Source organism: Chryseobacterium sp. GTID13, from assembly GCF_056172655.1.
Genome location: NZ_JAOCMB010000002.1, coordinates 588,754 through 613,366, shown reverse-complemented (window position 1 = coordinate 613,366; position 24,613 = coordinate 588,754). Strand labels below are relative to the sequence as shown.

16 protein-coding genes and 3 pseudogenes are annotated in these 24,613 nt (G+C 39.4%); 14 read left to right on the top strand and 5 right to left on the bottom strand.

Translation table 11 applies throughout. The features are described from left to right. Window positions 1–144: 144 nt before the first annotated feature. The 4 genes and pseudogenes from N4G44_RS03085 to N4G44_RS03070 all read right to left on the bottom strand — a co-directional run bounded on the left by N4G44_RS03085 (window position 145) and on the right by N4G44_RS03070 (window position 4,687). Window positions 145–798, bottom strand: coding sequence for a 50S ribosomal protein L25/general stress protein Ctc (locus tag N4G44_RS03085; RefSeq protein ID WP_474924573.1), 654 nt, complete (start codon window positions 796–798; stop codon window positions 145–147). Window positions 799–853: 55 nt separating this feature from the next. After that, complete coding sequence (locus N4G44_RS03080; RefSeq protein WP_040993290.1) at window positions 854–1,792, bottom strand: ribose-phosphate pyrophosphokinase; 939 nt, start codon at window positions 1,790–1,792, stop codon at window positions 854–856. Window positions 1,793–1,877: 85 nt separating this feature from the next. After that, window positions 1,878–3,440 carry an SGNH/GDSL hydrolase family protein gene (locus tag N4G44_RS03075; RefSeq protein ID WP_474924572.1) on the bottom strand — a complete coding sequence of 521 codons (1,563 nt, stop codon included), beginning with the start codon at window positions 3,438–3,440 and terminating at the stop codon, window positions 1,878–1,880. A gap of 9 nt (window positions 3,441–3,449) precedes the next feature. Then, a pseudogene (locus N4G44_RS03070) lies at window positions 3,450–4,687 on the bottom strand (OmpP1/FadL family transporter). A 277-nt stretch (window positions 4,688–4,964) separates the two neighbouring features. On the opposite strand from N4G44_RS03070, the pseudogene N4G44_RS03065 reads away from it, so the two are divergent. The 5 genes and pseudogenes from N4G44_RS03065 (at window position 4,965) to N4G44_RS03045 (ending at window position 12,179) form a co-directional block, all read left to right on the top strand. After that, a pseudogene (locus tag N4G44_RS03065) lies at window positions 4,965–6,367 on the top strand (PSP1 domain-containing protein). After that, entirely contained in the window at window positions 6,360–6,824 is a 465-nt protein-coding gene (locus N4G44_RS03060; protein ID WP_040993286.1) for a gliding motility lipoprotein GldH, read from the top strand. Before N4G44_RS03065 ends, N4G44_RS03060 begins: the two are co-directional and overlap by 8 nt. Before the next feature lie 6 nt (window positions 6,825–6,830). Further along, a complete protein-coding gene (locus tag N4G44_RS03055; protein ID WP_474924571.1) occupies window positions 6,831–9,209 on the top strand; it encodes a penicillin-binding protein 1A in 2,379 nt (792 codons plus the stop codon). A 75-nt stretch (window positions 9,210–9,284) separates the two neighbouring features. Beyond that, a complete protein-coding gene (locus N4G44_RS03050) occupies window positions 9,285–10,826 on the top strand; it encodes a protein adenylyltransferase SelO (RefSeq protein WP_474924570.1) in 1,542 nt (513 codons plus the stop codon). A 75-nt stretch (window positions 10,827–10,901) separates the two neighbouring features. Continuing rightward, a complete protein-coding gene (locus tag N4G44_RS03045; RefSeq protein WP_474924569.1) occupies window positions 10,902–12,179 on the top strand; it encodes a DUF6080 domain-containing protein in 1,278 nt (425 codons plus the stop codon). A 49-nt stretch (window positions 12,180–12,228) separates the two neighbouring features. Here the strand turns inward: N4G44_RS03045 and N4G44_RS03040 are convergent, their stop codons facing one another. Then, window positions 12,229–12,777 (bottom strand): SPOR domain-containing protein, encoded by a 549-nt coding sequence (locus tag N4G44_RS03040; RefSeq protein ID WP_474924568.1) that lies wholly within the window; start codon window positions 12,775–12,777, stop codon window positions 12,229–12,231. A 182-nt stretch (window positions 12,778–12,959) separates the two neighbouring features. Between N4G44_RS03040 and N4G44_RS03035 the strand changes: the two genes are divergently transcribed. The 9 genes and pseudogenes from N4G44_RS03035 to N4G44_RS02995 all read left to right on the top strand — a co-directional run bounded on the left by N4G44_RS03035 (window position 12,960) and on the right by N4G44_RS02995 (window position 24,422). Further along, entirely contained in the window at window positions 12,960–14,324 is a 1,365-nt protein-coding gene (locus N4G44_RS03035) for a c-type cytochrome (RefSeq protein WP_474924567.1), read from the top strand. 23 nt (window positions 14,325–14,347) lie between these two features. Beyond that, window positions 14,348–17,406, top strand: a pseudogene (locus N4G44_RS03030) (TAT-variant-translocated molybdopterin oxidoreductase). 25 nt (window positions 17,407–17,431) lie between these two features. Further along, window positions 17,432–18,829: an NrfD/PsrC family molybdoenzyme membrane anchor subunit gene (nrfD, locus tag N4G44_RS03025; RefSeq protein WP_048501388.1), complete on the top strand. Its 1,398-nt coding sequence runs from the start codon at window positions 17,432–17,434 to the stop codon at window positions 18,827–18,829. Continuing rightward, the gene (locus tag N4G44_RS03020; protein WP_048501389.1) at window positions 18,816–19,337 is read left to right on the top strand and encodes a DUF3341 domain-containing protein; all 522 of its coding nucleotides are present in this window, start codon (window positions 18,816–18,818) and stop codon (window positions 19,335–19,337) included. Before nrfD ends, N4G44_RS03020 begins: the two co-directional genes overlap by 14 nt. After that, window positions 19,330–20,046, top strand: a complete 717-nt coding sequence (locus N4G44_RS03015) for a c-type cytochrome (RefSeq protein WP_040993279.1) — start codon at window positions 19,330–19,332, stop codon at window positions 20,044–20,046. Before N4G44_RS03020 ends, N4G44_RS03015 begins: the two co-directional genes overlap by 8 nt. Window positions 20,047–20,054: 8 nt before the next feature. After that, a complete protein-coding gene (locus N4G44_RS03010) occupies window positions 20,055–21,386 on the top strand; it encodes a hypothetical protein (protein WP_040993278.1) in 1,332 nt (443 codons plus the stop codon). A 157-nt stretch (window positions 21,387–21,543) separates the two neighbouring features. Beyond that, a complete protein-coding gene (locus N4G44_RS03005; protein ID WP_474924566.1) occupies window positions 21,544–22,563 on the top strand; it encodes a hypothetical protein in 1,020 nt (339 codons plus the stop codon). A gap of 123 nt (window positions 22,564–22,686) precedes the next feature. Further along, window positions 22,687–23,886, top strand: coding sequence for a hypothetical protein (locus N4G44_RS03000; RefSeq protein ID WP_474924565.1), 1,200 nt, complete (start codon window positions 22,687–22,689; stop codon window positions 23,884–23,886). Then, window positions 23,886–24,422, top strand: a complete 537-nt coding sequence (locus tag N4G44_RS02995; protein ID WP_474924564.1) for an adenine phosphoribosyltransferase — start codon at window positions 23,886–23,888, stop codon at window positions 24,420–24,422. The genes N4G44_RS03000 and N4G44_RS02995 overlap by 1 nt, the downstream gene beginning before the upstream one ends. Window positions 24,423–24,613: the final 191 nt, after the last annotated feature.

The following is a 24,613-nucleotide window of genomic DNA, read 5'->3' as shown; positions in this document are numbered from 1 at the left end:
GAGTGAAAGGTAAAAAGTAAAAAGGTGAAAGGGCGAAATGGCAAAACAGCTAAGCAATTTCACTATTTTGCCTTTTGGGCTAAAACAATAAAAAAACCTGCCAATAAATTGACAGGTTTTATATTATTTGTGAATAAACAAATATTATTCTGCAGATTTTTCTTCTGTTGTAGGAACGTCAGGAGATTGTGTTGCCACTTCTTCTGCAGCTTCTTCATCTTCCTCTTCTTCTGCTGCTGCACCACCTTTCATTGCATTTCTAGACATCTTAACAGCCACTACAACTGCATTGTCAGGGTGAACGAAAGAATATCCTTCAGTTTTGATACTTCCAACATAAAGCTTGTTACCAATTCTTAAAGGAGTAACATCTACAACGATTTCATCCGGCAAGTTTGCAGGAATCGCTTTTACTTTTAGTTTTCTGAAAGACTGACGTAAAACACCACCAGCTACAACACCTTTAGAACGTCCGGTAATTCTTACAGGAACTTCCATAATTACTGGCTTATCATCAGATAACTGGTAGAAGTCTACGTGTAGAATTTTGTCTGTAATCGGGTGGAACTGAATATCCTGAAGAACAGCAGGAACTGTTTTCCCATCTAGCTCAATAGATACCGTGTGTGCTTCAGGAGTGTATACTAAACCTTTGAAAGCTTTCTCTTCAGCAGAGAAGTTTAAAGGCGTCTCACCTCCATAAACAACACAAGGAACTAATTCAGCATCACGTAAAGCTTTTGTCGACTTTTTGCCCACGCTTTCTCTTTTTGTACCTTGAATTGTAATAGATTTCATTTATAAAAAATTTAAAAAATTGTTCAGTTTAATTTTGCAAACTACTAAAAATCAATTAAATAACAAACTTACTGCTAATTGATTGATGCTCATGAACCATCTTCATAACGTCCGCAAATAACGGGGCGCAAGATAGCACTTTTATTTTACTTGACAAATTATTTTTAACAGGAATTGAGTCAGTTACAATAACTTCCAATAGCTTGGAGTTTTCAATATTCTCGTAAGCCTTTCCTGAAAGCACTCCGTGCGTTGCCATTGCTCTTACTGATTTTGCTCCTTTTTCCATCAGGATTTCTGCAGCTTTACAAAGCGTACCCGCCGTATCGATCATATCATCAATAAGGATTACATTTTTGCCTACCACATCCCCGATCAGGAACATTTCTTCTACAACGTTTGCCTTTTTTCTTTCTTTGTAAGCAATTACTACTTCAGCACTTAAGTGGCCTGCATAGTTTTTTGCTCTTTTTGCACCTCCCATGTCCGGAGAAGCAATGGTAAGGTTATCTAAATTAAGAGACTTGATATGATCTACAAAAATGGTAGATGCATACAGGTGGTCTACCGGAATTTCGAAGAATCCCTGAATCTGGTCTGCATGAAGATCCATCGTCATTATTCTTGTTGCTCCTGCAGCAGTTAACAAATTAGCTACCAGTTTGGCACCTATCGGAGCTCTCGGCTTGTCTTTTCTGTCCTGTCTTGCAAGTCCGAAATAAGGAATTACAACGGTAATGCTTTTTGCGGAAGCTCTTTTTGCTGCATCAATCATCAATAGAAGCTCTAAAAGATTGTCTGCTGGCGGGAAGGTAGACCCGATTAAGAAAACTCTTCCTCCTCTTACCGACTCATCCAGAACAGGCTCGAATTCCCCGTCGCTGAACTCCTGAAAGTTGATTTTCCCTAACTCTTTCCCATAATGTTGGGCAATTTTTTCTGCCAAGTCCTTACTGGTTCTTGTACAAAATAGATAACTTAACTGATCTGCCATTTTTACTTTTTAAAGATTTTGCAAATTTAAAAAAAAACCACAAGAATTGCTCTTGTGGTTTCTAAGTTTTTATTTTCCTGTATTATTACGGGAATTTCACTCCTGAATATTTGTTAATATCTACCTGTGGTAAAGTAGAGTGATACTTTTCATTAATAGATTTGATAAATTCATTGGCAATAACCGCATAACCTCTTCCTGTAAGGTGAACACCATCAAGAGAGAAAGCTCCGCCCGTTACAAATTTGGCTGTATATCTTACCCCGTCATAGATGATTCCTGACTTTCCGTTAAGCTCAACCATTTTAGTATTACTGTTTACAAAAGCAAGCCCATAAGAATCAGCAAGTGATTTTATAGAATTGTTATAAGCATCTACAGCAGTTTTCACATAACCTGCTTCTGTTTTTGTCAATACATGCTGGTTTTGTAATGGATAAGAGATTCCGTAAACATTTACAGGAGCCGGTGCTCCAGGTGCAGTGGTTCCGATTAAAGAACTTGTCGTCAAAAGGATATAATCTTCTGATGTAGCCTGTCTTGCCTGTCCAAAGATTTGTCCAAATGCTGCTGCTGTCGGCGCTCCCAAAGAAGGTGTCAATGCAGCGGTAAGCTGTGCTGATAAATCGGCAAGAGCAACATCTTTTATTAAAACAGGATTTGCAGAAGTAGAAGAAAGCAGGTTAATTCTGTCTCCGGCCCCAAAAGCAGTAAGCGCCTGCTTCAACGGCCCGTACAAACTGGCATTAAGTGTTGCTAAGTTTGCTCCTAAAGTTGTAGGCGTTAAAGGATTGTAAGGAACTGTTGTAAAGAAAGGAATTGAAGTAACATAAGGAATATTGGCAATAACCCCTTTTGTGGTTCCTACGCTTTTAAGACCATCCAATACATTTTTAATAGATCCTGCTACAAGGTTAGGATCAGAAATATCATTTGATCTATAAGTCAATGGATTTACATTATTAGTCTGTACAACTGCGGGAGTATACGTAGTAACACCTCCTACCGTCTGAGAATTGGTTCCTCCGTTGGTAGCATAAGACAATACATCGTTATTACCAATCCAAAGAGAAAAGAATGTAGCTTTTTGGGCTTTTGCATCATCTAAAACACTCGCTGTTGTAGAAGAGGCAAATCTCACAAAATATGGATTGGCAGCTCCTAATGCAAGGTTAGCCGCACTTCCGTATCCTGGTGCAATCAGGTGGAAAGACTTTGCTCCCGGAACTCCCATATTCTGGTAAGGTCCACCGGCAGCCACATTATCCAATGCAGCAGCAGGAGCGCTTGCCACAGGACTTAAGCTTCCGTTTGCCGCTACCTGAAGAGTTAATTTACCCGGAAAACCAGGCAATCCTATAAATCCTCCTACATCATTCGGCATCAAAGGCTGTTTAAATGCCCCACCGCCTGCAAGCTGCATCTGAGCTGCGATGATACTTGGATAAGACTCGTTCTGCCCGCTGCTGTAAAGCGCTCCGTCTCTGTATCCGGAGGTCAGGGAGTTTCCTAAAGAAATATATTTTGAGAAGTTTGCTTCTCCACTGGTTACCTGGACATCCTTTACATCAGTATCGAAATCAGTCTCACAACTTGTTGTAAAAAGAAGTGCAGAAACTGCAAGTGTTGATATTATAATTTTTTTCATAGTCTTCAATTAAAAAGGGTTGTACGATAAACCTAAACCAAAGTAGAATGCTCTGGCTTTTGCCTGTCCGTAAAATCCAAGATTGGCATTATTTACATCTCTGGCCTGAGGAAGTGCATATCCTCCTGCTATATCAACTCCGAACTGTTTTAGTTTAAAGCCAAGACCTCCGGTAATTACATAGGTATTGAATGATGGAGTTTCCGGGATGAAATGATCATCAGTATAAGGAGATTCGTCATAGTAAGCCCCCAGACGTCCAAAGATCATGTCTGTAAACGCATACTGGGTTCCCAATCTGAATGTTTTGGAATTTCTGAAGTTTTTAGGCGCTACCAACACAGTAGGATCTGCCTGATTCCCGACAGGAGCATTGGCGAAATCTAAAGTCAGCTTGCTGTATCTTTCCCATCCGTGATAGTTGAAATCAGCTGAAATCAACCATTTTGGAGTCACTTTATAGGTTAAACCGATTGTATATTCTTCTACCAATGGAAGGGTTGCCGTAAATTTATCCTGTCCTGTGCTTGGATCCAGTCCTAACAAAGGATAAATAGCTGCAGACGGGAACTTAAATGTAGCTGTTCCTTTTTAGCTTTCATATCCAGAGGTGAACGGTAAGCAATACTTACATCTAATTTCGGATCTGGTCTGAAATAGAAACCGAATCCGTAACCGTGTCCGCTTGCCTTCTCATCTTTAATATTTAATTCACCGCCAAACTGTGTTACCGCTTTATCCCAGTCTACTTTACCTTTAGCATAAATATAGCTTGCCCCGAAAGACACCCATGGAGCCAGCTTCACAGATACCATCGGCTGAAAATAAAAGCTTTTAAGCTCCAGTTTCTGTACCATTTCTTTCCCTTCCCAGTCATTTGGCCACTGAATGGTACTTCCGAAAGGAGTTGTAAAACTGAAACCAACAGATAAATTCTCTATAGGCTTATAAGCTACCGCAGCATATATCGGAGTCCCCATAGGATTATCCGTTTCCGTACTCTGCAAAGTATTCAGATTTTGAAAAGTAACTTTATTACTTGCACCAAACCCTCCTGCCACTATACTCAGTTTTGAAGGAATGAATGACATACCCGCCGGGTTAAAGAATGCCACACTTGCATCTTCGGCATGAGCACTAGTATGCGCCATTGCCAATTGTTTCACTCCCTGCAGAGATACCCTGAAGCCTCCTGCATAAGATAAAACACCCGCCAATAAAGCAGTTGATACTAATATTTTTTTCATAGACTATTATTATATAACCCAAATATAAAATTATTTTGAATACGTCTGTTAATATTTCTTAATATTTTAAACAATATCCCAAAAGAAAATTATGTTTAAAATAGCACTTTGAAATATATCCGCTTAAATCCATATACTATAGGAACTTATCATCTTTTGGCATTCAATATATTTTTCACGTTTAATGTTAAACAATAACGATATTGAATATTTAAGTATTTTAGAATTGCATAAAGATAAATTTACATAAATTTGCAAGATTATAAAAAATAGTTATATGAGTTGTGGATGCAAAACATCCGGCGATTCTGCCCATTCATGCGGACCGAAAAAAACCGCGAGTGGCTGTGAAAATGTAAATACCTGTGGTAATAGTTATAAATTAAGTGTTTTTGACTGGCTTTCTAACATCAACAATCCCGCATCAAACAGGTGCGATATCGTGGAAGTTAGATTTAAAAATGACAGAAAATCGTTTTATAAAAACGTAAACAATATCCCTTTACATATAGGTAGCGTAGTAACAGTAGAATCAAGCCCGGGACACGATGTAGGCGTTGTAAGCCTCACCGGAGAATTAGTAAAGATTCAGATGAAAAAGAAAAAATTTCCTGAAGAATCTATACTCAAAATATACAGACAGGCTAACCAGAAAGACCTTGAAGTCTGGCAGGAAGCCCGTAAAAAAGAAGACAGCGTAAAGCTTGAAGCAAGAAAGATCGCTCACAGAATAGGCCTTGAAATGAAGGTCACTGATGTAGAATATCAGGGTGATGCTTCAAAGATTACCTTTTATTACACGGCTGATAACCGAGTGGATTTCAGACAGTTAATTAAAGAATACGCAGGCGCTTTCAGAACAAAGATCGACATGAAACAGATCGGGTTCAGACAGGAGGCTGCAAAAGTAGGCGGAATTGGCTCATGCGGAAGAGAACTCTGCTGTTCCACATGGCTTACAGATTTCAGATCCGTCAACACGAATGTTGCAAGATACCAGCAGCTAAGCATTAACCCTCAAAAACTTGCAGGACAATGCGGTAAACTGAAATGCTGCCTTAATTATGAACTGGACAGTTACCTTGATGCATTAAGTAACTTCCCTTCTTCTTCAACCACTCTGGACACAGAGAAAGGAAGAGCATTCTGTATTAAAATAGACGTTTTCAAAAAGAAAATGTGGTTTGCTTATGTAGATAGTTCTATGGCATGGTATGATTTTGATATTGACCTTGTTAAGAAGTTAATCGCCAAAAATAAAAGAGGCGAGAAAATCCTTCCTTTAGAAGATCTTAAGCAGCCCGATATCCCTGTACACACTATTGACCTAATCCAGGAAAACAATGTGGACCGATTCGAAAAGAAGAACAGAGGAAACAACCGGAACAGAAACCAAAACAGACCGAACAACAACGGGCAAGCTCAGGGACAACAAGGACAGGGTCCAAAGAAGAACAGACAGGAAAGACCCGAAAGGTCAGAAAGACCAGAGAGATCAGAAAATCCTAATGCCAATTCCGGAAATCAGCAAAGACAGCAGCAAAGGCAACAACCTAAGCCGCAGCCAAAAGCACAGACGGAAAAAACAGAGACTTCTTCTGATCCTGAAAAAAACAGCAGAATCCAAACAAGAAAAATTTCAAAAAGAAATATCCTCCAAAAAAAGATAAAAATGCGTAAAATTTTAGGATTATTACCTCTTATTCTTTTCTTTAGCTGTCATTCTTCCTCAGGAGAGAATGTTATTATGAATTCCGTGAACAACAAATGGAACAAGAAAAGCGAGCAAAAATTTAATCTTGAAGTTTCAGATCCGCAGAATCCTAAAAATATTATATTTGTTGTAAGAAATAACAACACTTATCCTTACAGTAATATAAGATTTATTGTCAACTTCACCAATCTCCAGAACAAAAAGAAGGAAACAGATACCCTGAACTATGTTCTAGCAAAACCAAACGGAGAATGGCTTGGTACAGGTTTTGGTGATACGAAGGAAGCATTATTTCAGTATAAAATGAACTATAAATTTCCGGGAAAAGGAAAATATGAAATCAGCCTTATCCAGGCAATGAGGAACGATAACCTTCCGGGAATTGAAGACGTTGGAGTAAAAGTAGAAACGGCTAAACCGTAACCATAAATGGAAGACAACAGACAAAATGCAGGAAACAAGGGAAAAACCTTCCCCCTTCCTCCCAAAAAAAAGAAAGATACCTCTTGGAAAAAATGGGTCAGATTCATCTGGATCGGGCTTATTGCAGTAATTTTAGGTATTTCAGGACTTTTCTTTGCTGTTTCCCAGGGATTTCTTGGAGAAATGCCGGATGTAAAAGAGCTTGAGAATCCTGATATCTATGTTGCTTCTGAAATCATTTCATCCGACGGTGTTTTACTGGGAAAATTTGAAAAGGAAAAAACGCAGCCCATCACTTACAAACAGCTACCTCCTTATCTTATCTATGCTTTACAGGCAAAGGAAGATGAGCGTTTTAAGGAACACTCCGGAATCGATTTAAAATCTATTTTAAGAGCGGTCAGATATGGAGGTGACAGAGGTGGAGGTTCTACCATTACGCAGCAGCTGGCTAAATTATTATTTACCAAAGAACCATCCAAAAACCCGATCAAAAGGGTTATTCAGAAACTGAAAGAATGGTCTGTGGCAGTAAGCCTTGAAAAGCGATATACAAAAGAAGAAATTATTACGCTCTATTTCAATAAGTTCGATTTTACCTATAATGCGAACGGTATTGAAATGGCCTCCAAAATTTATTTTAATAAAACAACTTCCCAGCTTACTCTTCCTGAAGCAGCGGTTTTTGTAGCCATGCTGGAAGCTCCGATTGCCAATAACCCGATGAGAAACCCGGAACGTGCAAAAAGAAGAAGAGACGTTGTTTTACAGCAAATGCTTGAAACAGGTTATATAGATCAGGCCACTTATGATAAAGCCATCAGCACACCTGTTGAAGTAGATTATCATCCGATCAAAAACATCAATGACGATTACTCCGCTTACTATAAATTCTATTTAAGAAAAGAAATCGACAAGTATCTTGAAGGCTATGAAAAAGAAACCGGAAAGAAACTTAATCTTTACAAAGACGGATTAAAAATATATGTAACCCTTGATTCCAAAATGCAGAAATATGCAGAAGAAGCAATCAAGGAACACTTAACAGATCTTCAGAAAAGATTTGATGCCGAGCAGAGAGGCAGAAAAAACAGACCTTTCTACTATCTGACAGACAAACAGGTGAACAGTGTAATGACCCAGGCGATGAAGAGAACCGGCCGTTACAAACAACTGAAAGCCGCAGGAGTTTCTGAAGATTCTATTTTACTGGAATTCCATAAGCCTATCAAAACTTCCCGCTTTACATGGGCTGGTGAAGAAGAGGTTGAAATGTCACCTTGGGACTCCATCAGATACCACAAACAGATTGCACAGGCAGGCTTAATGTCTATGGTTCCTGGAAGTGGAGAGATCAAAGCATGGGTAGGTGGTATAGACTGGCAGCATTTCCAGTACGACCACATCAAGCAGGGTAAAAGACAGGTAGGATCTACATTCAAGCCTTTCGTTTATGCTACAGCAATTATGAAACTGGGTATGACACCATGTTCAACTGTTTCTAACGGAACTTACGACCACAAAGGATGGCATGTTCCGGGAAGAGGCGGAATGCTGACCTTGAAAGATGCACTGGCACACTCTCAGAACCCGGTAGCAGCACGTCTTATTGAAATGACAGGGGTAGATGCCGTTATCCAGACCGCAAGAGATCTGGGAGTAACAGAAGATATCCCTAGAAACAATACCATTGCTTTAGGTTCATCAGATATTACCATCTATGAAATGCTAGGTGCCTACAGTACTTTCGCCAACTATGGAAACTACAACAGACCGGAAATGATCTGGAGAATTGAAGATGCCAACGGAAGAGTGATCAAAGAAGTAAATGTAGAGCCGAAAGAAGTAATGAACCCAATGTACGCCTACACCATGATTGAATTGATGAAAGGTGTGGCACAATTCGGTACCGCTTCAGGAGAACTTGGAAGAAAAGGAATTTCAAAAGCAGTGGAAATTGCAGGTAAAACAGGTACTACACAGAACAACTCCGACGGTTGGTTTATGGGAATCACTCCAAAACTGGCAACAGGAGCCTGGGTAGGATGGGAAGACAGAGCCACGCACTTCTTCGGAACCGGTGAAGGTCAGGGTGCGAAAATGGCATTACCGATCTGGGCTATCTTCATGAAGAAAGTATGGGCAGACAAATCTCTGGGAATTACTCCTGATGATAAGTTCACCAGACCTTCCGACTGGAAAGACGGATGTTCCAACCTGAAAGGCCTCGGCGAAGGATATGGAGACGACGGAGGACTTCAGACTATTGACGAGATTAAAAATCCAAGGCCGGTAGATCCAACGCCTAAACATAATACAGAGAAAAAAGAAGAAAATGTTAATGAAAATCTTCACTCCGGTGATGAGGTAGATTTCAATAAATAAATTCTCTTTTACAAATACACAAGACCTTTCAACAATCTGAAAGGTCTTTTCTTTTATAATTAATACCTTTGACCTATGAATATTGAACAGATCACACAACCTTTTACCGATATATTTCCGGGAGACCTCTCCGGTAACACCATGCAGAGAAATACCCCAAAAGTTTTATTTGCAACTGTAAAGCCGGCAGGTTTTGACGGACCAAAACTTATTGCCTTTAATGAATCCCTGTCTGAAGAGATAGGACTGGGAAAATATGAAGAAAAAGACTTGGATTTTCTCGTAGGAAACCACCTCCCTGAAAATATAAAGACCTATGCCACCGCCTATGCCGGCCACCAGTTTGGAAACTGGGCAGGACAGCTCGGAGACGGAAGAGCCATCCTTGCCGGAGAAATCATCAGCAAAGACGGAAAAAAAACAGAAATCCAATGGAAAGGCGCTGGAGCAACTCCTTATTCCAGGCATGCAGACGGAAGAGCCGTACTGAGATCTTCTGTACGTGAATACCTGATGAGTGAGGCCATGTATCACCTGGGAGTTCCTACTACCAGAGCTTTAAGCCTTGCCTTTACCGGTGAAGATGTGGTAAGAGATATGATGTATAACGGAAATCCGCAGCTGGAGAAAGGTGCCGTGGTAATCCGCACCGCTGAAAGCTTTTTACGTTTCGGGCACTTCGAACTGATGTCTGCCCAGAGAGAATACAATACGTTGCAGGACCTCTCAGATTTTACCATCGAAAACTACTATCCCGAAATCACTTCGGACGGCGATCAGAAATACAAAGACTTTTTTAAAAATATATGCACCAGAACAGCAGATCTTATGGTTGAATGGTTCCGCATAGGATTTGTTCATGGGGTTATGAATACCGATAATATGTCCGTTTTAGGCTTAACTATCGATTACGGTCCTTATTCAATGATGGATGAGTATGATCTGAACTTCACCCCGAATACCACTGACCTTCCCGGAAGAAGATATGCCTTCGGAAAACAGGGCCAGATTTCCCAGTGGAACCTTTGGCAGCTTGCGAATGCCCTTCATCCGCTTATTAAAGATGAAAAATTTTTAGAGGATACATTAAATCATTACGGGACCTACTTCTGGGAAGCTCATGACAAAATGCTCTGCAAAAAATTCGGTTTTGATGAACTCAGAGAGAGTGATGAAGAATTTTTTACCAACTGGCAGGGATTAATGCAGGAACTCCATCTGGATTATACTTTATTTTTCAATCGGTTGGAAAAATTAAATGAAAACAGTGACATCAGAAGTCTTTTTGAAAACATTTCCTATTCCGTATTAAACGAAGAGAAGTTAAGAAAGCTGGAAGATTTTGTGAAAAGCTATGATGCCAGATTATCGTCCAATACCATTTCAAAGGAAGAATCGTTATCCCTGATGAAACATGCCAATCCGAAATTTACACTGAGGAATTATCTTCTCTATCAATGTATAGAAGAAATCAACGTCGGGAAAACTGAAATGCTTGAAAAGCTTACCCGTGCCTTAGAAAATCCTTATGAAGAGTTATTTCCTGAGTTTTCGGCAAAACGCCCTTCAACCTATGATGATACCACCGGATGCTCTACCTTATCCTGCAGCTCATAGCAATTAAGAATATGATAATATTAAACTCATCGGATCCGGTGAGTTTTTTTATTCTATTTTTGTAAAAAATTAACCGTGTCTTTAATTAAAGCAAAACTTATAGCCCTTTTAAAGCAGCTGTTTCCGGCTTCCTATACAGAACTTGCTGTCTTTCTGTTATTTCTGATTTCTTACGGAACATTAGGCACCTATATAGCACTTCATTACCGCATCATTTTCGACATCCGGATTCCCTGGGATGCCTATTTCAGTTTTGACAATAAAGCCATCGTAATGTCCGGCGGAAGTTTTGAAAGACATCCTCTCGCCTATTATTTTTTCAACTGGATCAGAGAGTTTTCACTTTTTATGTCAGGCGGGAAAATGGATGCTACATTTAGGCTTACTCTTGCATGGTTGAGTAATATGGCAATAAGTTTATGTATTTTACAGATTTTCAAATACCTCAGAAACATCATACAACTGCCGTTGAAAGTTGCTGTATTGCTTGTTTTGTTTTTTGGAACGTTTTCTACTCCTGTTATCCTTTCTTTTACTCCGGAAAATTTTACTTACACCCTTCTTTTGCTCAGTATTTACAATTACTACGCAGCCGTAAAGCTTAAAAAGAATGAAAAAATACCGGGATCCGCTTTAGTCCTTGCCGGAATCTCCATTGGAGGCATTACCATCACCAACCTGAGTAAAGTTTTTATGCCTGTATTATTTGAAAAAGACCTTTTCAGAAGCTGGAAAAAATTGGGAAATGCTGTTTTCCGCGTCGTGCTTACCACAGCCTGCTTTGTGTTTCTCTATCTGCTCCGGATCGATTTCAAATATGAAAATATCTTCTCAAAGACCAACCAGCAGTATGAAAAATTCTCGAATGTGGAATCAATTCCCGACTGGGACATGATGCTTTCTTATTTTTTCGGAGGCAGTATTTTGTTTCCGAGCTTTATGACAACGGATAAGCATAATATGAAAGGATTTGATTTCAAGGGTCTTCTCATGGAGCCTTATTCATCTGCTTTTTGCTACGCTTTTGTTATCATACTGTTAATCCTGATTTTGTGGAGTTATTTGAAAAACTTCAGGAACAGGCTGGTGCAGATTATTGCGATTTCATTTCTGATTGACATTGTGATTCATTGTGTGATGAGGTTCGGACTTCATACCTCGTACATTTATGGAGGCCACTTTGTTTTTGTATATCCGATTCTTTTAGGATGGCTGTTTTACGCCTACAGGTCAAAACCGGGAACTTTTACATTTCTGATGATAATGACTGGCATTTTATTTGTCTTTTTATTGGCTAATAACCTTTTCAGAATGTCGGATTTTTTCCAGTTTCTGGAAAATTACTATCAATAAAAAAAGCTGAGAAAATTCTCAGCTTTGCTTTTATATTTTGTCTAAATCCTTATTTCGCTTCAGAACAGAAAATCCTGTACTGTACAGCGATCGCAGATTTAAAGTATTCTCTTATTTTGGAAAGGTCAGAAGCAGCGCTCTGTTTTGTAAAGTAGCTTCCTGCAAGAATTTTGTAATTAGGTCTTAAAGAAGCATCCGTTTCCACCTTCAGGTTCGGGAATCTTTTTCTGAAGTAAGATTTCACCTCATTAGCCTCCTCATTGCTTTTCACCGTTGTGATCTGGATCTTAAACCCTAAAATCCTTGGATTTTTACGACAGATTTCCGCATTCGTAAGTTCCCTGCTCGGAACATAGATCTTCGGAGGTTTTGGTGCACTCACAATTCCACTGTCCGTATTATTTTCTCTTACCGAATTACCACCGGTTGTTTTGGAGCATTTCCCTTCAATTCCTTCCAAAGCAGCACTTACTTTAGGGTCCATAGTCATAATAAGCTCCGTTCCCGAAAGAGTATCCCTTTGAACAACCTGCTGGGCTTCAATACGATAAAACCCAAATAACGATAATATTGAAAATATTTTGATTAAATTTCTCATTTAAACTTGTTTCCGCAAATTTATACAAATTAAAAAATTATACCAAACAACACTATTTAGAATCAATACAAATTAAACTTAAATGATATTTTCCCTTTTCCATATACCGTTAAATTCCTGTTAAAAATATTATTTTTGCGGAATTGATTGGTTCAATATTTTACTAACATAAGATAATTTAAATGATTAGTTGGAGAAAGCATTATAAACAAACGTTGATCGCGATAGGCTTATTGCTATCAACCAGTGCTTCAATTTACGGGCAAGACGGCGATCCTAAAAACGGCGAAAAACTTTTCAAAGCGAATTGTACTGCATGTCACGCGCTGGACAAACAAGTAATAGGACCTCCTTTGAAAGGGGTTGTAGAACGAGTAAAGACAGAAGGAGGTGTAGACAAAGATTGGCTTCACAAGTGGATCAAAGACAACAAAGCTCTTAGAGCTTCTGGGGACAAATACGCCAATGAGATTTTTGAAAAGTTTAATAAAACTGAAATGTTGCAGTTTCCGAACCTTACCGATAAGGACATCGACGACATTTTAGCTTTTACAACTAATCCTCCGGCTCCCGAGCCAGCCAAAACTGACGATAAAGCAACTACAGGTGTAGGGGCAACATCAGTAGCACCGGCAAACAATACCACAACAAGCGTTGTAATCATTTCACTTATTGCAATAGCAGGTTTATTGGTTTGGATCTTAATTAAACTGAGACAATTGGTTAAATTAGGCCAGTCTGAAGACCTTGCAGGACTGAACGAAACAAGAGTGAAGTCTTTCAGTGAAATCTATGAGAAATACCATTATGTAGGTAAAGCAATCCTGGGTATCCTTGCCCTTCTTGCCGCTTATGGAGTTTGGAACTGGATCATGTGGATCGGGGTTTACAAAGGATATAAGCCGGAACAGCCTATCTACTTCTCTCACAAAATTCACGCTGGAGAACAGAAAATCGACTGTCAGCTATGTCACTCCAGTGCCAAATACGGAAAAGTATCCGAAATACCTTCCATGAACGTGTGTATGAACTGTCACAGAACTATTTCTGAGTACAATGCAGATCACTACATGGAGCCAGGAAAAGATAAAGCATTCTACGACGGTGAAATCCAGAAGATCTACGCAGCTACTGGCTGGGATCCTGCAAAACAGCAGTACACTGGAAAAACACAGCCGGTTGAATGGACCAGAATCCACAACATGCCAGACTTCGTGTACTTCAACCACTCTCAGCACGTAATTGCTGGGGAGCAAGCCATCATCAATTCTTTCAACAAAAAGAATCCTAACAACAAAATTGATGTTGTATGTAAAGCTTGTCACGGAAAAATTGATACAATGAATGTTGTTCAGATGGCTAATGACTTCACGATGGGATGGTGTATCGAGTGCCACAGAACTACTGAGGTTGATATGAACAACGGTTATAATAAAGAATACTTCAAGAATCTACATGACAAGTTGAAAAAACAATATCCTAAGGATGGCGGTAAGATCACTGTAGATGCAATTGGAGGTCTTGAGTGTGGTAAATGTCATTATTAATAACTAAAAAATTAGAAGTATAAATGGCTTCAAACAAAATACAATTTAGAAGTATTCATGAACTTAAAGATCCGGCTTTGAACAACAAGCTGGCTCAGAAAGAGTTTCAGGAAGAAATTCCGGTAGAAGATTTCCTTGGAGATGCTGAACAGAACGGATCCAGTACTTCAAGAAGAGATTTCTTAAAAATATTAGGATTCTCTACGGCAGCAGTAACATTAGCTGCCTGTGAAGCACCGGTAATCAAAACGATTCCTTATGTGGTAAAACCACATGACATTATTCCGGGGTTCCGAACTATTACGCTTCAACATATTTTGACGGATTCGACTTCGCCAGCGTTTTAGTAAAGACCCGTGAAGGAAGACCTATCAAAATAGAACCAAACCCTACAGCAGGTGACTTGGGAAAAACGAACGCAAGAGCTCAGGCAAGTGTACTTTCTCTTTATGATAACGATAAAGTAAAGCAGCCTAAACTAGATGGTAAAGACGAAACTTTCGATAAAGTAGACAGTTTTGTTCTTAAAGGTCTGGCAGATGCCAATGCAGCAGGTAAAAAAATCGTGCTTTTGTCACACTCTTTACCTTCCCCTACTTTCAAAAAGCTATTTGCAGAATTCAAAGCTAAATACCCTACTGCTGAACTTGTAACGTATGATGCTTATCCTCACTCTGCAGCTTTAGATGCAGCTCAGGAAGTATTCGGACAGAGAGCATTACCGGTTTACGACCTTAAAGGTTCAGAATTGGTAGTTTCTTTCCAGGCAGATTTCTTAGGAGATTACAACGCGGCAAGCTTAGAAACATCTTACGCAGCAGCAAGAAAGCCAGGAGCAAACATGTTGAGACACATTCAGGTGGAATCCAACATGTCATTAACAGGTGCTAATGCTGACTCAAGATACAGATTAAAGCCAAGTGCAGTAAACAAAACTTTAGTTGAAGTTTACAACGCAATCGTAGGAGGAGGTACTTCTGATAAAACCGCTTCTGAAATTGCAGCTGAACTTAAAGCAAAAGGCAGCAAAGCTGTTGTTTTTGCTGACGGTTCCAAAGGAGCACAGGTTTTGGCACACTTAATCAACCAAAAATTAGGATCAGTAGCTTTCACAGGTAAAGCTAACTTCCTTAAAGAATTTGATAAAGCAAGATACGAGGAATTCTTAGGATGGGTAAATGCAGGTCAGGTTGGCGTATTGATCGCAAACAATGTAGACCCTATCTACTCTCACCCGAAAGGAGAAGATTTCAAAAAATCTTTAGCTAAAGTTGCTTGTGTAGTAGCTGTAGCTGATAAGAAAAATGAAATGTACAAAGCAGCGAAAGCTGTAATTCCTGTAGCTAACTGGTTAGAGTCTTGGGGTGATATTGAACCTCAGACAGGAGCCTATTCATTAATGCAGCCTACCATCCAGAAAATCTACAAATCAAGACAGATCGAAGAATCCCTATTGGTTTGGAAGAATGGTAAAAACAATGCTGCCAACAATTATTATGATTATCTGAAAGCGAGTGCAGCTTCTATTTTAGGAGGTACTTCTTTTAACAAAGCTTTATATAACGGTTTCACTACTTCAAGCAATGCAACTTCACTGTCATATGCAGGAGGTAATGCAACTCAGGCTATTGCTGAATTAGGAAGCTTCAAGCCTTCAGAATTAGAATTGGTATTATACACCAAGCCTTCAATGGGTGACGGTACCCAGGCCAACAACCCTTGGCTTCAGGAATTACCGGATCCTATCACAAGAATGTCTTGGGATAACTATCTGACTATTTCTCCAAAAGATGCAGAAAAGTTTGCTATCGATAACGATCTTAATGCAAGAATGCAGCTGGACGGTTCTATCGTAAACCTTACTGTAAACGGAGTAACAATAAAAGATGTTCCTGTATTCATCCAGCCGGGACAGGCAGAAGGATCTGTAGGTCTTGCGCTTGGATACGGTAAAAAAGATTCAGGAGCTACTGCCGATACCGGAGTGAACGCTTATCCTTTATTTGACGGTTCTAACTTAGTTGTTTCAGGAGTTAAAATCGAAAAAACAGGAGAAGATCACGAATTCGCCGGTATCCAGTTACAAAATACCCTGATGGGACGTTACGAAATCGCTAAAGAAGTTCCTTTGGCAGAATTCTTAAACGTTGCATTTGATGATGAACACAAAGGATGGAACAAGCCTTTGGAGTACCACACCATCAGTGGAGCCCTTCCTGCAAGAAAGATTGACCTTTGGGATGCTTTCGATGATACGGACGGACCTCACTTCAACCTTTCTGTTGACCTGAACTCTTGTACAGGTTGTGGAGCATGTATCATTGCTTGTCAGGCAGAAAACAACGTTCCTGTTGTAGGTAAGAAAGAAATCAGAATGTCAAGAGATATGTATTGGTTAAGAATTGACCGTTACTATTCTTCAAGACAGAAAGTAGAAGTATACGAAGGATTGAAAGAAGGAATGGCAGTACCGGAATTGTACGGTACAGCATTCGGAGACGGAGGTGCATTAAACCACCCTGCAGACAATCCGGATGTGATCTTCCAGCCGGTAATGTGCCAGCACTGTAACCACGCTCCTTGTGAAACTGTATGTCCGGTAGCGGCTACTTCACACGGTAAGCAAGGTCAGAACCACATGGCTTACAACAGATGTATCGGTACAAGATATTGTGCAAACAACTGTCCGTACAAAGTAAGACGTTTCAACTGGTTTACTTATAACCTGAATGATAAGTTCGATTTCAACATGAACAATGATTTAGGTAGAATGGTACTTAACCCGGATGTAGTTGTAAGAACTAGAGGGGTAATGGAGAAATGTTCAATGTGTATCCAAATGACTCAGAATACTATTCTTGAGGCTAAGAAAGAAGGAAGAAAAGTGAAGGATGGAGAATTCCAGACAGCTTGTTCTAAAGCTTGTTCTACAGGATCATTGACATTTGGAGACATGAATGATAAAGATTCTTCAATCAGAGAGCAGTATGCATCTAACAGAAGATATTACTTACTGGAAGAGATCGGAACAAAACCAAACGTGTTCTATCATACTAAAGTAAGAAACAGAGTAGAAAAATAAAGTTTAAATAATAAATAGGTAAAAAATGTCAGGACATTACGAAGCTCCGATAAGGGAACCTCTAATTATTGGTCACAAAACTTATCACGATATCACAGAAGATATTGCACGACCTATCGAAGAAAGAGCAGGTAAACTATGGTGGATTTCACTATATGCAGCCTTAGTTCTATTCATCTACGGATTTGGCTGTATCGCTTATACTATCGGAACAGGTATTGGAGCATGGGGGCTTAACAGAACTATTAACTGGGGTTGGGATATTACCAACTTCGTATGGTGGGTAGGTATCGGTCACGCCGGGACCCTAATCTCCGCAGTATTATTATTATTTAGACAGCGTTGGAGAATGTCTGTAAACAGATCTGCAGAGGCGATGACGATCTTTGCGGTTGTACAGGCAGCCATCTTCCCTGTAATCCACATGGGTAGAGTTTGGGTAGGATATTGGGTATTCCCTTTACCAAACCAGTTCGGTTCTCTTTGGGGGAACTTCAACTCTCCTCTACTTTGGGACGTATTTGCAATCTCTACGTATTTCTCGGTATCAACAGTATTCTGGTTCATGGGACTAATCCCTGACTTTGCAATGATCAGAGATAGAGCTAAAACTCCTTGGACTAGAAAAATTTATACATTCCTTGCATTCGGATGGGGTGGTAAAGCAAAACACTGGCAGAGATTCGAAGAACTTTCTTTGGTTCTTGCAGGTTTGGCTACTCCACTTGTATTCTCGGTACACACTACCGTATCTTTTGACTTCGCAACTTCGGTTATTAAAGGATGGCACTCTACAATCTACCCTCCTTACTTCGTTGCCGGTGCGATCTTCTCAGGATTTGCAATGGTACAGACCCTATTGCTTGTAGCAAGAAAAGTTTGTCACCTTGAAGAATACATCACTATGTATCACATCGAAATCATGAACATCGTAATCATCCTTACAGGAGGTATGGTAACTGTGGCTTATGCTACTGAATACTTCATCGGATGGTACTCAGGTTCGAGATTTGAAGACTTTACATATCTTTCTCCGGGTGCTGCCGTAGGACCTTACTGGTGGGCATTCTGGTCATTGATCATCTGTAACCTTGTAATTCCTGCTTCATTCTGGTTCAAGAGATTGAGAACGAATATTATCTGGACTTTCATCGTTGCATTGATCATCAACATCGGTATGTGGTTTGAGCGTTTCGATATCATCGTTATCAACCTTTCAAGAGACTACTTACCTGGATCTTGGACTATGTTTAAACCAACCATCATTGATGTGGGTGTATACTTAGGAACTATCGGATTCTTCTCTGTATTATTCTTATTATACGCAAGAACGTTCCCTGTAATTGCACAGGCTGAATTAAAATCGATTCTGAAAATTTCAGGTGAAACTTATAAAGCAAAAGAAGGAGATGAGCACCACTAAAATTGTATACGGACTTTATGCTGACGACGACGATTTAATGAACGGCGTTAAAGCATTCAACGATAAAGGGATTGCAATAAACGAAGTTTATACTCCATTCCCGGTTCACGGACTTGATAAAGCTTTAGGGTTAAAGAAAACTAGAATTTCTGATGCCGCATTCATCTACGCCCTTTACGGAGTTACCATTGGTGCTACTGTAACCTGGTATGTGATGAATCACGACTGGCCTCAAAACATTGGTGGTAAACCTGCTTTTGACTGGGCACACAACATGCCTGCATTCGTAGTTCCAATGTTTGAATTAATGGTATTCTGCGCAGCTCACATGATGTCATTGACTTTCCTTGTTAGAAACAAAATGTATCCTGGAGCTCCGGCTCAGAATCCTGATCCAAGAACTACTGATGATAAATTCATGATGGAATTTGTAACTGATGACGTAGAGTCTGTAAAACAGTTGCTGATTGAAACCGGAGTTGAAGAAATAACTGTTAAAGATGCTTAAAATGAAAAAGAATGTATTAAAAATTACAGCTGTTTTAGGTTTAACAACGGTTTTACTTAATTCTTGCGGACCAAAAGAAAATACACCATTGGTATATTTCCCTGATATGTACTTTCCGGTAGCCTACGATCCATTGATGAAAGCTCAGGATGCATACTCTGATCATGAAAATGAAATTCCTGCTTTCGTTAAAAATAGTTTTGCAACAGGTCTTGCTCCGGTAGAAGGATCAGTTGCTCAGAATAAAGACGGAATCTTTGAAGAAAGCCTTCTGCCTAAAAATGTAGATGAATATAACGCTGGTTATGACGCTTCTAAAACAATGACAACATCACCTCTTAACCCAGCGAATGCTGCCAAAGATATTGAAAGAGGGAAAATCTTGTTTGACCACACTTGTGCCGCATGTCACGGAACTGGTGGTGATGGGCAAGGTCCGATTGTACAGAGCGGAGCTTTCTCTGGTGTACCAAACTATGCTGACAGAGAGATTACTGTAGGATCTGTTCATTATGTATTAACTAACGGTAGAAATGCAATGGGATCTTATGCTGGACAGCTTAACGCTGGTGACAGATGGAGAGTAGCAATGTATGTAATGAGTGCCTTTAAAAAAGCAGCGGCAGCACCTGCAGCAGCTACAACGGCAGCTGCTACACCAGCACCGGCCGCAGATGCAAAAGAGACTACTACCGAAACTAAAAAATAAGAAAAGAAATGTATAGTTTTTCACCAAAATTAAAATCAACTTCTATAATCCTTCTTGTTGTAGGTTTAGTTCTATTTGCTATCGGTTTCTTTATGAATAAAGGACTTTCCACTGAAAAAATAGAGCACATGATGGAAGCGGTTCACGCTTCCGGTCATACTGCCCCTACACACTCCAGTGAAATGGTAGGACCTCAGGACCATGCAGCTCATTTAGAGCATGCAGAACTTCAGGTTCACAACCAGCCACTGGCATCGCTGCACTTTGTAGCAGTATTTTTCTTTGGAATTAGCTGTGCTGTATTATTCTTTTACTGTATTCAGCACGCTGCCCACGCAGGTTGGCCTATTATTATTACAAGAGTAATGGAAGCCATTGCTTCTTATATCCCATATGGTGGTGCAATCCTGGTTATTCTGATGATATTGAATATCACTCACAATGGCCACTTATTCCACTGGATGGATCCTGAATTGACAGATCCTAACTCTGCACACTTTGATGTGATCCTTTTCGAAAAGAAAAGATTCTTAAATATTCCTTTCTATGCGATCAGAACTTTGATCTATGTGATCGGCGCTTCTTTCTTCGCATGGAAACTTAAAGCTCAGTCTAAAAAAGTAGACGAGACCAAATCTAAAGTAGATTATCAGATGCTTTACAGATGGGCGGTAGGATATATTGCATTCTTTGGATTTGCTTCTGCTGCATGGGCTTGGGACTGGTTGATGTCTATTGACCCTCACTGGTATTCTACAATGTATATCTGGTATTCAATGGTTAGCTGCCTTTCAAGTGGTATCGCTGTGATCATCCTTCTAAGTGTTTACCTGAAGAAAAACGGTTTCTTACCTCAGTTCAATGATAACCACTTACACGATTTAGGAGTATTCCTTTTCGCTACAAGTATGCTTTGGACGTATACATGGTTTGCACAGTTCATGCTTTACTGGTACGCGAACGTTCCGGAAGAGGTTAACTACTTCTTTGGAAGATTCCAGCACTACGGACCTACATTCTTACCGATGTTGATCATCAACTTCTTATTACCTTTATTGGTATTAGTAAGCAGCAGCATCAAGAGAAACTACAAAGTAGTAACAACAATGGCTGTAGTAGTTATCTTAGGTCACCTTTTAGATTACTTCAATATGGTTATGCCGGGAACGGTAGGACCTTACTGGAAAACGCCTGAAGTATTCCTGTTAATTGCAGGAGCTGTTCTATTCGTAGCAGGATTATTTATGTTTACTGTATTAACTGCTTTATCTAAACTGAAGCTTATTCCTACAGGAAACCCATTCTTACACGAATCTGAAATTTATGAGTATCCTTTCTAAGGACTTATAACAGATATAAAATAAAAAGACTGATTGTAATGATCAGTCTTTTTTTGTGCAGATAAGTGAATATTATAAATTCTTCAGGCAACCATTTTCAGTTTTCTGTGTCTTTATAATGAGACCCCGTGAATTATTTTAATCAAAAAATAATAATATGAAAAGAAATTATCTTATCAGCCTCCTGTTTGTTTTCCTACTAAATTTTATTCCGGCACAAAGCATAACTTTTGTTTCCGAGCAAACGAACAAACCTTTACCTAAAGTTTCTGTATTTGGGAATGACGGAAGCATTCTCGCTTTTTCCGATATTGACGGCAAAATTGATAAGCAGGCACTATCTCCTTCCAAGGAAAAATTCCAGCTGGTATACAATAATTTTCCCGTTGCCCTTCTCTCCTATTCGGAGCTTAACCAGGATATCATTAAAATTAATGATCAGGTTAAAGAAATAGAAACCGTGGTCATCAGGAATACCAAACCGGCAAAATACATTATCATCAAAGGGAATTTTAACGCGTATGTAACGGTAAACAATAAGCTAAACGGCTACACGGACGGAATAGTTTCTTATGTTTTTGATAATAAAACCAAAAAGCTGAAAAGTACCAACGTTGAGCAATACCGGGTTTTCAGATTAGAAATCAAAAATGAGAAAAAGCAGACCTCAACATGGGATTACGGCACTTCTTTACAGCTTCCCAAACTAAAAAATGTTGGAAATCCGGAAGAATATAAAACCAAAAGAAATACCATCAAAGAACTAAAAGGAGCTAGCAGGGACCAAATCGAAGTATCAGGGGCTGCCCTTCAGGAGAAAGAGTTTTCTTTATTTGGCTTCAGGTTTTTTGATATCCGTACTATCCTGAATATGTCTTTCGAAAAAAATTCAGAAAAAACCCTGAAAGACTTCCTTGAATATAATGAGGTTGCTTTTGTAAAACTCAAACATAAAAGTGAGCCGGATTATAACCAGATCATCCTCTACAATAACTTTTATCCTACAGAACTTAATTTCAGTAACGATGACGATTTAGAAAAAGTAAAATTTGACAAAGACAACAGCAATTACAAAACAAAATACTGGCAGGAATCTTCTTTCCCCAATATGCAGACCATTTTCAGTTCATTTTTTAAAGATGATCTGAAAGAACAGCAAAACAAAGCCGGAAATTAACGGTGTTTCCGGACTAACAGAAGCTTAGCCTTATCCTATAAATAATTTTTATCCCGAACAAAAGAGAAATAAAAACTTACTATTAATAAAGGTTTTATTAAATTTGTAGCAAACCCAATTAAAATGAAAAAGTTTTCTTTTCTACTTGTTTTCAGTCTGTTGCTTTTTACGGCATGCAAGAAGGATCATGTAGATGCTACGAATACTAAAACGCTGCAGTCAAGTATCAATGACATGACTTCCAGCCTTTCAACCATTAAACAGATCAAGTTCAACGAAGCGCTTTACATTCTAAAGACGTTTGGGGTAGAAGCAGACGGCGATGTGGAAGAACTGAAAGCCCTTGGAAAGCTGATTGACGGGAAAAAAGTTCCTGAAATCCTTGCCATGGCTGATGAAGTGGCACAGAAAAACGGAATTGAATGGGCCAGTACAGCTCCTCCTTCTCTTGGAGAGATGAATATCTTCGGCGATGATAAGGCTAAAGAAACCGACCCTAATGATGTAAAAGCAAATTCATTAAGCATTATCACCAGACCTACCGGCGATGACGGCACCGGAGCACCTACAGCTATTCAGGTGGTACCAAGGCTTGTAGATACTGCAGGGAACCCTGTATCATTTACAGGAGCCGGTCTGGAAGCTACTTTAGAAGTGTTCAGCAACGGAGTAAAGCTTTCTACAGCTAAAAACCTTATGCAGGATAATAACTTTAAAGGATTCAATTTAAAATTCTCTTCAATTCCTGCCGCTAAAGTGGTAGATGGAAAAATTGATATCACCGTTTCAGTAAAAACCACAGCTAAGACATTCAAAATGTCCAAAATCGGACTTGATGTAAATGCATCAGCTTTAAAAGTACCTGCTGCACCTAAAACTGATTCAACAGCTGTTACGCAGGATCCTAATGCTGTAATTGACCCTAATAATCCTACAGCTGCTCCAACAACACCTGCAGATCCAAACGCTGCTGCAACTACTCCTGCCGCCCCAAAACAGCCGGCAGCAGACCCTAAAAATACAGTAAGTAAATTCTTAAGCAGCGTAAGTTCACAAAACCTTAAGGCAGCATATGATGCTTCCAGCAATCCAAGCTGGGGAAGCTATGAATCATTCTCCAATCCTACTTCAGGCTTCGGATCGGTGAAAAATGTAAGTGTAAAAAACATTACAACCAACGGAACAACGGCCAATGGAGCCAGTGTAAATGCAACCTATGATGTAACAGACAAGAACGGAAAAACTACTTCTTTAAAGGTTACTTTCGGACTTAAAAATGTAAACGGAGATTGGAAAATTTCCAGCTATAAAATCAACCCATAATGGCTTCACAAGAACTGATTAAAAAACTGGAAGAAACCATTGAAAATGTTCCTGACTTTCCTATCCCGGGAATTCAGTTTAAGGATATTTCACCCATTTTCCTGAACCCAAAGCTATATGAAGAAGTCATTGCAGACCTCGTTACTTTCAGCAAGGGAAAAGTAGATGCCGTATGCGGAATTGAAAGCAGAGGCTACCTCTTTGGAATTGCCATTGCGGTAGCACTTGAAGTTCCATTCATTTTAATCAGAAAAGCAGGAAAACTCCCGCCACCCATTATTTCAGAAAATTATGATCTGGAATATGGAAGTGCTGTCATAGAAACCCGTGAAGGGCAGATAAAGCCGGGACAGAGAATTCTGATCCATGACGATTTGCTGGCAACAGGCGGAACTACAGAAGCTGCGGCAAAACTTGTGGAAAAACAAGGGGCAACCGTTTCACAATTCAGTTTTCTTATTGGCCTGAAAGGTTTGAACGGAGATGAAAAACTGAAAAAATTCAATGCAGAGATTTACCATATTTTAGAATTTTAATTCTAAAGAATATAAAAATGCTTCGGCTCCGCTCAGCATGACATCTTTAAAGCCATCTTTTTTATCCATTTTAAAATAAGATTATAATATTAGAAATGTCATGCTGAGCGGAGCCGAAGCATCCTTTTTAATAAATTCACCGTACCCGGTCAACAATTCACAACATTTCATTAATAATACTCACAAAGTAT